This is a genomic window from Escherichia sp. MOD1-EC6475, assembly GCF_003046645.1.
Classification (GTDB): Bacteria; Pseudomonadota; Gammaproteobacteria; order Enterobacterales; family Enterobacteriaceae; genus Escherichia; species Escherichia ruysiae.
On record NZ_PZKQ01000055.1, the window covers coordinates 25,608 to 35,030 of the forward strand.

At 51.7% G+C, this 9,423-nt stretch carries 12 protein-coding genes; 7 read left to right on the forward strand and 5 right to left on the reverse strand.

Annotated features, from left to right (window positions below; translation table 11 throughout):
* Positions 1 to 168: 168 nt before the first annotated feature.
* Positions 169 to 1,146, reverse strand: a complete 978-nt coding sequence (gene epmA / locus A7589_RS18055) for an elongation factor P--(R)-beta-lysine ligase (protein ID WP_000004775.1) — start codon at positions 1,144 to 1,146, stop codon at positions 169 to 171.
* Positions 1,147 to 1,470: 324 nt separating this feature from the next.
* On the opposite strand from epmA, the gene frdA reads away from it, so the two are divergent.
* The 6 genes from frdA (at position 1,471) to blc (ending at position 6,599) form a co-directional block, all read left to right on the forward strand.
* Positions 1,471 to 3,279: a fumarate reductase (quinol) flavoprotein subunit gene (gene frdA, locus A7589_RS18060; RefSeq protein ID WP_001192968.1), complete on the forward strand. Its 1,809-nt coding sequence runs from the start codon at positions 1,471 to 1,473 to the stop codon at positions 3,277 to 3,279.
* Positions 3,272 to 4,006 (forward strand): fumarate reductase iron-sulfur protein, encoded by a 735-nt coding sequence (frdB, locus tag A7589_RS18065; protein ID WP_000829498.1) that lies wholly within the window; start codon positions 3,272 to 3,274, stop codon positions 4,004 to 4,006. Before frdA ends, frdB begins: the two co-directional genes overlap by 8 nt.
* Positions 4,007 to 4,016: 10 nt before the next feature.
* Complete coding sequence (gene frdC, locus A7589_RS18070) at positions 4,017 to 4,412, forward strand: fumarate reductase subunit FrdC (protein WP_000208763.1); 396 nt, start codon at positions 4,017 to 4,019, stop codon at positions 4,410 to 4,412.
* 10 nt (positions 4,413 to 4,422) lie between these two features.
* Positions 4,423 to 4,782, forward strand: a complete 360-nt coding sequence (frdD, locus tag A7589_RS18075) for a fumarate reductase subunit FrdD (protein ID WP_001299198.1) — start codon at positions 4,423 to 4,425, stop codon at positions 4,780 to 4,782.
* A gap of 61 nt (positions 4,783 to 4,843) precedes the next feature.
* Complete coding sequence (locus A7589_RS18080; RefSeq protein WP_000477366.1) at positions 4,844 to 5,977, forward strand: BlaEC family class C beta-lactamase; 1,134 nt, start codon at positions 4,844 to 4,846, stop codon at positions 5,975 to 5,977.
* A gap of 88 nt (positions 5,978 to 6,065) precedes the next feature.
* Positions 6,066 to 6,599 (forward strand): lipocalin Blc, encoded by a 534-nt coding sequence (gene blc, locus A7589_RS18085; protein WP_001238382.1) that lies wholly within the window; start codon positions 6,066 to 6,068, stop codon positions 6,597 to 6,599.
* On the opposite strand, the gene sugE is transcribed toward blc, so the two are convergent.
* The 4 genes from sugE to efp all read right to left on the reverse strand — a co-directional run bounded on the left by sugE (position 6,596) and on the right by efp (position 8,272).
* Positions 6,596 to 6,913, reverse strand: coding sequence for a quaternary ammonium compound efflux SMR transporter SugE (sugE, locus tag A7589_RS18090; RefSeq protein ID WP_000118482.1), 318 nt, complete (start codon positions 6,911 to 6,913; stop codon positions 6,596 to 6,598). The genes blc and sugE overlap by 4 nt on opposite strands.
* 357 nt (positions 6,914 to 7,270) lie before the next feature.
* Positions 7,271 to 7,417, reverse strand: a complete 147-nt coding sequence (gene ecnB / locus A7589_RS18100) for a lipoprotein toxin entericidin B (protein WP_000239596.1) — start codon at positions 7,415 to 7,417, stop codon at positions 7,271 to 7,273.
* A 111-nt stretch (positions 7,418 to 7,528) separates the two neighbouring features.
* The gene (gene ecnA / locus A7589_RS18105) at positions 7,529 to 7,654 is read right to left on the reverse strand and encodes a lipoprotein antitoxin entericidin A (protein WP_000977757.1); all 126 of its coding nucleotides are present in this window, start codon (positions 7,652 to 7,654) and stop codon (positions 7,529 to 7,531) included.
* Positions 7,655 to 7,705: 51 nt separating this feature from the next.
* Entirely contained in the window at positions 7,706 to 8,272 is a 567-nt protein-coding gene (gene efp / locus A7589_RS18110) for an elongation factor P (RefSeq protein WP_000257278.1), read from the reverse strand.
* A gap of 41 nt (positions 8,273 to 8,313) precedes the next feature.
* Here efp and epmB point away from each other — a divergent pair, with 41 nt between their 5' ends.
* Positions 8,314 to 9,342, forward strand: coding sequence for an EF-P beta-lysylation protein EpmB (epmB, locus tag A7589_RS18115; protein ID WP_108188947.1), 1,029 nt, complete (start codon positions 8,314 to 8,316; stop codon positions 9,340 to 9,342).
* The last annotated feature ends 81 nt before the right edge of the window (positions 9,343 to 9,423 follow it).

The following is a 9,423-nucleotide window of genomic DNA, read 5'->3' on the forward strand; positions in this document are numbered from 1 at the left end:
ACTACCCACCGATTGGTGGGCAACAATAAAACTAAAACAGAATTGATACCCGGATGATAGCAAACATCCAGTCTTAAATTGTGCGCTTTAGCGGAAAAATGAAAACATATGCTACAGAATGGCGCTGACTACGCCATTCTATGTTGATTTATGGCTAATTTTTCAGAATTATGCCCGGTCGACACTAAAGGCGATCACTTCTGCCAGTGTCTCCGCGCCCAGTGCTAACATCACCAGGCGGTCAACACCTAACGCCACGCCGGAACAGTCGGGCATACCAACTTCAAGAGCTTCGATCAGGTTATGGTCGATAGGATGCTGCGGTAAACCACGTGCCGCACGTTTACGGTTATCCTGTTCAAAGCGTTGTTGCTGTTCACGGGCATCCGTCAATTCATGGAAACCATTCGCCAGCTCAATACCTTTGTAGTAGACCTCGAAGCGTTCTGCGACCCGATGATCCTCGGTACTGATTTGTGCCAGTGATGCCTGAGTGGCTGGAAAATGGTACACAAAAGTTGGTTTCTCTTTACCAATGTTCGGTTCCACACCAAAGGTAAACAACAGTTGCAGCAGCGTGTCGCGGTCTTCTTCGGTATCTGCAACGTTGCTGAGATCCAGCTTTGCCGCCACTTCCCGCAACTGCGTTTTATCAGCAGAGAGCGGATCAATTTCCAGATAACGCAAGAAGGCTTGCTGATAAGAAAGGCTTTCTGCTGCCGGGCAGTCCAGCACCTGTTGCAGAAGATCGTCCACCTCGTTCATCAACCGGTACATATCATAGTGCGGTCGATACCACTCCAGCATCGTGAACTCAGGGTTGTGATAACGACCCATCTCTTCATTACGAAAGCTGCGGCACAGCTGGAATACCGGACCACAACCGGCAACCAACAGGCGTTTCATATGGTATTCCGGGCTGGTCATTAACCAGAGATTCATCCCCTGCGAATGCCCGGGGCCAACGAAACGTGTCTCAAACGGGACCAGATGAATATCGGTTACCGTCGCCTGGCTCATACAAGGCGTCTCCACCTCCAGCACTCCACGATCGGCAAAGAAACGACGGATCTCCGCCATAATCGCCGCGCGCTTTAATAAGTTAGGAATGGATGCGCTCGGCTGCCAGGATGCCGTTTCGCTCATAGTAAAATCTCCAGTTTTTAACAAGGGCACGAAGTCTACTCGCAACGCGACGGCGAGACAAATTTTACGCAGGAATCAATCAACGGTGGGCAGTGACTAAAAAAACCACAACATGATGCTTTAGTAATTAAATTAATCATCTTCAGTGATAATTTAGCCCCCTGGCACGCTAAAAAAATCGATCTCGTCAAATTTCAGACTTATCCATCAGACTATACTGTTGTACCTATAAAGGAGCAGTGGAATAGCGTTCGCAGACCGTAACTTTCAGATACTTACCCTGAAGTACGGTGCTGCGGGATAAAAACAATCTGGAGGAATGTCGTGCAAACCTTTCAAGCCGATCTTGCCATTGTAGGTGCCGGTGGCGCGGGATTACGTGCTGCAATTGCTGCCGCGCAGGCAAATCCAAATGCAAAAATCGCACTAATCTCAAAAGTATACCCGATGCGCAGCCATACCGTTGCCGCTGAAGGGGGCTCAGCCGCTGTCGCGCAGGATCATGACAGCTTCGAATATCACTTTCACGATACAGTAGCGGGTGGCGACTGGTTATGTGAGCAGGATGTTGTGGATTATTTCGTCCACCACTGCCCAACCGAAATGACCCAACTGGAACTGTGGGGATGCCCATGGAGCCGTCGCCCGGATGGTAGCGTCAACGTCCGTCGCTTCGGCGGCATGAAAATCGAGCGTACCTGGTTCGCCGCCGATAAGACCGGCTTCCATATGCTGCACACGCTGTTCCAGACTTCTCTGCAATTCCCGCAGATCCAGCGTTTTGACGAACACTTCGTGCTGGATATTCTGGTCGATGATGGTCATGTTCGCGGCCTTGTAGCCATGAACATGATGGAAGGTACGTTGGTGCAGATCCGCGCTAATGCAGTAGTTATGGCAACCGGCGGTGCGGGTCGCGTATATCGCTACAACACCAATGGTGGCATCGTAACTGGTGACGGTATGGGTATGGCACTGAGCCATGGCGTTCCGCTGCGTGATATGGAATTTGTTCAGTATCACCCAACCGGTCTGCCAGGTTCCGGTATCCTGATGACCGAAGGCTGCCGTGGTGAAGGCGGTATTCTGGTTAACAAAAATGGCTACCGTTATCTGCAAGATTACGGCATGGGCCCGGAAACTCCGCTGGGCGAGCCGAAAAACAAATATATGGAACTGGGTCCACGCGACAAAGTTTCTCAGGCCTTCTGGCACGAATGGCGTAAAGGCAACACCATCTCCACACCGCGTGGTGATGTGGTTTATCTCGACCTGCGTCACCTCGGCGAGAAAAAACTGCATGAACGTCTGCCGTTCATCTGCGAACTGGCGAAAGCGTACGTTGGCGTCGATCCGGTTAAAGAACCGATTCCGGTACGTCCGACCGCGCACTACACCATGGGCGGTATCGAAACCGATCAAAACTGCGAAACCCGTATTAAAGGTCTGTTTGCCGTTGGCGAATGTTCCTCTGTTGGTCTGCACGGTGCAAACCGTCTGGGTTCCAACTCGCTGGCGGAACTGGTGGTCTTCGGTCGTCTGGCGGGTGAGCAAGCAATGGAACGCGCATCTACTGCTGGTAATGGCAACGATGCGGCAATCAATGCCCAGGTTGCTGGCGTTGAGCAGCGCCTGAAAGATCTGGTTAACCAGGATGGCGGCGAAAACTGGGCGAAGATCCGCGACGAAATGGGCCAGTCCATGGAAGAAGGTTGCGGTATCTACCGTACACCGGAACTGATGCAGAAAACCATCGACAAACTGGCTGAGCTGCAGGAACGCTTCAAGCGCGTGCGCATCACCGACACTTCCAGCGTGTTCAACACCGACCTGCTCTACACCATTGAGCTGGGTCATGGGCTGAACGTTGCTGAATGTATGGCACACTCCGCGATGGCACGTAAAGAATCTCGCGGCGCGCACCAGCGTCTGGACGAAGGTTGCACCGAGCGTGACGACATCAACTTCCTCAAACACACCCTCGCCTTCCGCGATGCTGATGGCACTACTCGCCTGGAGTACAGCGACGTGAAGATTACTACGCTGCCGCCAGCTAAACGCGTTTACGGTGGCGAAGCGGATGCAGCCGATAAGGCGGAAGCAGCCAATAAGAAGGAGAAGGCGAATGGCTGAGATGAAGAACCTGAAAATCGAGGTGGTGCGCTATAACCCGGAAGTCGATACCGCACCGCATAGCGCATTCTATGAAGTGCCTTATGACGCAACCACCTCATTACTGGATGCGCTGGGCTATATCAAAGACAACCTGGCACCAGACCTGAGCTACCGCTGGTCCTGCCGTATGGCGATTTGTGGTTCCTGCGGCATGATGGTTAACAACGTACCGAAACTGGCATGTAAAACCTTCCTGCGCGACTACACCGACGGTATGAAGGTTGAAGCGTTAGCTAACTTCCCGATCGAACGCGATCTGGTCGTCGATATGACCCACTTCATCGAAAGTCTGGAAGCGATCAAACCGTACATCATCGGCAACTCCCGCACTGCGGATCAGGGTACTAACATTCAGACCCCGGCGCAGATGGCGAAGTATCACCAGTTCTCCGGTTGCATCAACTGTGGTCTGTGCTACGCCGCGTGCCCGCAGTTTGGCCTGAACCCAGAGTTCATCGGTCCGGCTGCCATTACGCTGGCGCATCGTTATAACGAAGATAGCCGCGACCACGGTAAAAAGGAGCGTATGGCGCAGTTAAACAGTCAGAACGGCGTATGGAGCTGTACTTTCGTGGGCTACTGCTCCGAAGTCTGCCCGAAACACGTCGATCCGGCTGCGGCCATTCAGCAGGGCAAAGTAGAAAGTTCGAAAGACTTTCTTATCGCGACCCTGAAACCACGCTAAGGAGTGCAACATGACGACTAAACGTAAACCGTATGTACGGCCAATGACGTCCACCTGGTGGAAAAAATTGCCGTTTTATCGCTTTTACATGCTGCGCGAAGGCACGGCGGTTCCGGCTGTGTGGTTCAGCATTGAACTGATTTTCGGGCTGTTTGCCCTGAAAAATGGCCCGGAATCCTGGGCGGGATTCGTCGACTTTTTACAAAACCCGGTTATCGTGATTATTAACCTGATCACTCTGGCGGCAGCCCTGCTGCACACCAAAACCTGGTTTGAGCTGGCACCGAAAGCGGCCAATATCATTGTAAAAGACGAAAAAATGGGACCAGAGCCAATTATCAAAAGTCTCTGGGCGGTAACTGTGGTTGCCACCATCGTAATCCTGTTTGTTGCCCTGTACTGGTAAGGAGCCTGAGATGATTAATCCAAATCCAAAGCGTTCTGACGAACCGGTATTCTGGGGCCTCTTCGGGGCCGGTGGTATGTGGAGCGCAATCATTGCGCCGGTGATGATCCTGCTGGTTGGCATTCTGCTACCACTGGGGCTGTTTCCGGGTGATGCACTGAGCTATGAGCGCGTTCTGGCGTTCGCACAGAGCTTCATTGGTCGCGTATTCCTGTTCCTGATGATCGTCCTGCCGCTGTGGTGTGGTTTACACCGTATGCACCACGCGATGCACGATCTGAAAATCCACGTGCCTGCGGGCAAATGGGTTTTCTACGGCCTGGCTGCTATCCTGACAGTTGTCACGCTGATTGGTATCGTTACAATCTAACGTATCGCCAATGTAAATCCGGCCCGCCTATGGCGGGCCGTTTTGTATGGAAACCAGACCTATGTTCAAAACGACGCTCTGCGCCTTATTAATTACCGCCTCTTGCTCCACATTTGCTGCCCCTCAACAAATCAACGATATTGTGCATCGCGCAATTAATCCGCTTATAGAGCAACAAAAAATCCCTGGTATGGCGGTTGCGGTGATTTATCAGGGCAAGCCCTATTACTTTACCTGGGGCTATGCGGACGTAGCAAAAAAGCAGCCCGTCACACAGCAAACGTTGTTTGAGTTAGGTTCTGTCAGCAAAACATTTACGGGTGTGCTCGGTGGCGACGCTATTGCACGAGGGGAAATCAACCTAAGCGATCCCGCGACAAAATACTGGCCTGAACTTACTGCTAAACAGTGGAACGGGATCACGCTATTACATCTTGCAACCTACACCGCTGGCGGCCTGCCGTTACAGGTGCCCGATGAAGTGAAGTCCTCAGGCGACTTGCTACGTTTCTATCAAAACTGGCTGCCCACCTGGGCACCAGGAACACAGCGTCTGTATGCCAACTCCAGTATCGGTTTGTTCGGCGCGCTGGCTGTGAAGCCATCTGGTTTGAGCTTTGAACAGGCGATGCAAGCTCGTGTCTTCCAGCCACTCAAACTCACCCATACGTGGATTAATGTGCCGCCCGCAGAAGAAAAGAATTACGCCTGGGGGTATCGCGAAGGTAAGGCCGTGCATGTTTCGCCAGGGGCGTTAGATGCTGAAGCGTACGGTGTGAAATCAACCATTGAAGATATGGCTCGCTGGGCGCAGAGCAATATGAATCCCCGTGATATCAACGACAAAACGCTTCAGCAAGGTATCCAGCTGGCGCAGTCGCGCTACTGGCAAACTGGCGACATGTATCAAGGTCTGGGCTGGGAAATGCTGGACTGGCCGGTAAATCCTGACATCATCATTAACGGCAGTGACAATAAAATTGCACTGGCAGCACGCCCCGTAAAAGCGATTACGCCCCCAATTCCTGCAGTACGCGCATCATGGGTGCATAAAACGGGGGCGACCGGCGGATTTGGTAGCTATGTCGCGTTTATTCCAGAAAAAGAGCTGGGTATCGTGATGCTGGCTAACAAAAACTATCCCAATCCAGCGAGAGTCGCTGCCGCCTGGCAAATTCTCAACGCTTTGCAATAACAACGCAGATGGTCCGAATTTTCGGACCTTTTATCCGCTTTTCCTTGCTGTCATCTACACTTAGAAAAAAACCAGTAAGGAAACATCTATGCGCCTGCTCCCTCTCGTTGCCGCAGCGACAGCGGCATTTCTGGTCGTTGCCTGTAGTTCACCTACACCGCCGCGTGGCGTTACTGTGGTAAATAATTTTGATACCAAACGCTATCTGGGTACGTGGTATGAGATTGCCCGTTTTGATCACCGTTTTGAACGTGGACTGGAGAAAGTGACCGCGACGTATAGCCTGCGGGATGACGGCGGCCTGAATGTCATTAATAAAGGCTATAACCCTGACAGAGAAATGTGGCAGCAGAGTGAAGGGAAAGCGTACTTTACCGGCGCACCAACTCGCGCTGCGCTGAAAGTGTCATTCTTTGGTCCTTTCTATGGCGGTTATAACGTCATTGCACTTGATCGGGAATACCGCCATGCGCTGGTTTGCGGCCCGGATCGCGATTACCTGTGGATACTCTCCCGCACCCCAACCATTTCTGACGAAGTTAAACAGGAGATGCTGGCAGTCGCGACCCGGGAAGGGTTTGATGTCAGTAAGTTTATTTGGGTACAGCAACCCGGCAGTTAATGGGTGCTAAGTTTCAAACCAATAATCCCCAGTACGATTAACGCCAGACTCGCCAGGCGCATCGGGTTAGCGGACTCACCGAGCAGTACAATGCCGGTAATCGCCGCACCGACTGCGCCAATTCCCGTCCAGACCGCATAAGCCGTCCCTACAGGTAACGATTTCATCGCCCAGGCAAGTAGCGCCATACTGACAATCATCGCCGTCACAGTAATAACACTCGGCGTCAAACGACTAAAGCCGTGGGTATATTTCAGGCCAACGGCCCATACCACTTCCAGCAGACCAGCAATAACTAAGATAATCCAGGACATATCAGGCTCCAGAAATTTGGGGCCGTCCCCGGTGAAAAGACGCGTTTGCAGGTCGTCCTGCAAAGCTGATGGTTGAACGGGTATTTTGCCAGGTGGCAGGGGAATTTCAACTATTACCTTAGTGACTGTCGCAGAAAAAACAAACGGCACGACACAGCTGTCGCACCGTTACACATTGTTGACAAAATGCGCGTTGTTTATGCCGGATGCGGCGTAAACGCCTTATCCGCCCGACAAAATCGTGCAAGTTCAATACATTGCATGGGAAATGTAGGCCTGATAAGCGAAGTGCATCAGGCAGTTTTGCGTTTACCATAAGTCTCAAACGGCACGACAAATCTGCCGTACCGTTATTGCTTATTGCTGCGCTTTCGTCGCTGCGCCAGAAATCGCGTTACCGCCATCAGAGATGTCTTCACCAACGCCACGCGTGGTGTTGCAGGCGGTTAATACTGTTGAAAGCACCAGAACAGAAAAGATCGCTGCAATTGTCTTCTTAACCATAACGTCTTCCTTTTAGGTAATGTTATTTGTGTTTGCCTATAGCAAATTAATAATAGACAACATCACCAAAAATGACGGAAATCTGATGATTTTTAGGAAGTGAAGAATAAATTAGCTGGCAGCGCGGGAGATGGAATTACCAAGATGTTTGATGTCTTCGCCGAAACCCCGAGCGGTGTTACAGCCCGTAAGCAGCGTGCTGGCAAGCAAAACAAGAACGATAAGGCGTTTCATCATCTCTGACCTGAATAAGTGATGGTGCAGCCAGCAGGCCGCACCACAACCGCATTACTTCACGCGAGAGACGTATTCACCAGAGCGGGTATCCACTTTGATGACTTCGCCGATTTGTACGAACAGCGGAACTTTAACCACAGCGCCAGTAGACAGGGTAGCCGGTTTGCCGCCAGTACCTGCGGTATCGCCTTTCAGACCCGGATCGGTATCAACGATTTCCAGTTCAACGAAGTTCGGCGGAGTAACGGAGATCGGCTGACCATTCCACAGAGTTACAATGCACTCTGCCTGATCCAGCAGCCATTTAGCATTGTCGCCAATTGCTTTCGCATCAGCAGACAGCTGCTCGAAGGTTTCGTTGTTCATGAAGTGCCAGAACTCACCGTCGTTGTACAGGTAAGTCAGGTTCATATCGACAACATCAGCGCCTTCAGCGGAATCAGTAGATTTGAAAGTTTTTTCTACGCGAGTACCAGTCAGCAGACGACGCAGTTTAACGCGAGCAAATGCCTGGCCTTTACCCGGTTTTACGAATTCACTCGCTTCAACCGCGTAAGGTTCGCCGTCTAACATGATTTTAAGACCAGCACGAAAATCGTTGCTATAGTACGTTGCCATAAGGCCCTCTGAAATTTGTTAATTGGTAGCTAAGCCACAAAATGGCGCATATTGTAACCCTAAATACCCCATCCAGAGAAGATTGGTTAACGCAACTTACCGATGTTGTGACCGATCCTGATGAACTTCTGCGTCTTTTGAATATAGACGCGGACGAAAAACTGTTGGCCGGACGCAGCGCCAAAAAGCTGTTTGCCCTGCGCGTACCCCGCTCATTTATCGATCGCATGGAGAAAGGCAATCCTGACGATCCACTTTTGCGTCAGGTACTTACCTCGCAAGATGAGTTTGTCGTCGCGCCCGGATTCTCCACCGACCCGCTGGAAGAACAGCACAGCGTAGTGCCTGGTTTGTTGCATAAATACCACAACCGGGCGCTACTGTTGGTTAAAGGCGGCTGCGCGGTAAATTGTCGCTACTGTTTCCGTCGCCACTTCCCGTATGCCGAAAATCAGGGCAACAAGCGTAACTGGCAGGCGGCGCTTGAGTATGTTGCGGCGCATCCGGAACTGGACGAGATGATTTTCTCCGGCGGCGATCCGTTGATGGCGAAAGATCACGAGCTGGACTGGCTGCTGACGCAACTGGAAGCAATCCCGCATATCAAACGTCTGCGCATCCACAGCCGTCTGCCAATTGTGATCCCGGCGCGCATCACAGAGGCGCTGGTTGAACGCTTTGCCCGTTCTACGCTGCAAATCTTGCTGGTGAATCACATCAACCATGCCAATGAGGTAGATGAAACATTCCGTCAGGCAATGGCTAAGTTGCGCCGCGTGGGCGTGACTTTGCTGAACCAGAGCGTTCTGTTACGTGGCGTGAATGATAACGCACAAACGCTGGCAAACCTGAGTAATGCGTTGTTCGATGCGGGCGTGATGCCCTATTACCTGCATGTGCTCGATAAAGTGCAGGGCGCAGCGCATTTTATGGTGAGTGATGATGAAGCACGGCAGATTATGCGTGAGTTGCTGACACTGGTGTCAGGATATCTGGTGCCAAAACTGGCGCGCGAGATTGGCGGTGAACCCAGCAAAACGCCTCTGGATCTCCAGCTACGCCAGCAGTAACTGATTAACAGGGAAGTTAAACAGAAAATTGCCTGATGCGCTTCGCTTATCAGGCCTACATCGCGGGTAATGACTCCAACT

Bases quoted from the DNA above. Each gene is read 5' to 3' on its own strand.
- efp (WP_000257278.1), bottom strand. From the start codon at position 8,272: ATGGCAACGTACTATAGCAACGATTTTCGTGCTGGTCTTAAAATCATG.
- epmB (WP_108188947.1), top strand. From the start codon at position 8,314: ATGGCGCATATTGTAACCCTAAATACCCCATCCAGAGAAGATTGGTTA.
- A7589_RS18080 (WP_000477366.1), top strand. From the start codon at position 4,844: ATGTTCAAAACGACGCTCTGCGCCTTATTAATTACCGCCTCTTGCTCC.
- frdB (WP_000829498.1), top strand. From the start codon at position 3,272: ATGGCTGAGATGAAGAACCTGAAAATCGAGGTGGTGCGCTATAACCCG.
- frdD (WP_001299198.1), top strand. From the start codon at position 4,423: ATGATTAATCCAAATCCAAAGCGTTCTGACGAACCGGTATTCTGGGGC.
- sugE (WP_000118482.1), bottom strand. From the start codon at position 6,913: ATGTCCTGGATTATCTTAGTTATTGCTGGTCTGCTGGAAGTGGTATGG.
- frdC (WP_000208763.1), top strand. From the start codon at position 4,017: ATGACGACTAAACGTAAACCGTATGTACGGCCAATGACGTCCACCTGG.
- ecnA (WP_000977757.1), bottom strand. From the start codon at position 7,654: ATGATGAAACGCCTTATCGTTCTTGTTTTGCTTGCCAGCACGCTGCTT.
- epmA (WP_000004775.1), bottom strand. From the start codon at position 1,146: ATGAGCGAAACGGCATCCTGGCAGCCGAGCGCATCCATTCCTAACTTA.
- blc (WP_001238382.1), top strand. From the start codon at position 6,066: ATGCGCCTGCTCCCTCTCGTTGCCGCAGCGACAGCGGCATTTCTGGTC.
- ecnB (WP_000239596.1), bottom strand. From the start codon at position 7,417: ATGGTTAAGAAGACAATTGCAGCGATCTTTTCTGTTCTGGTGCTTTCA.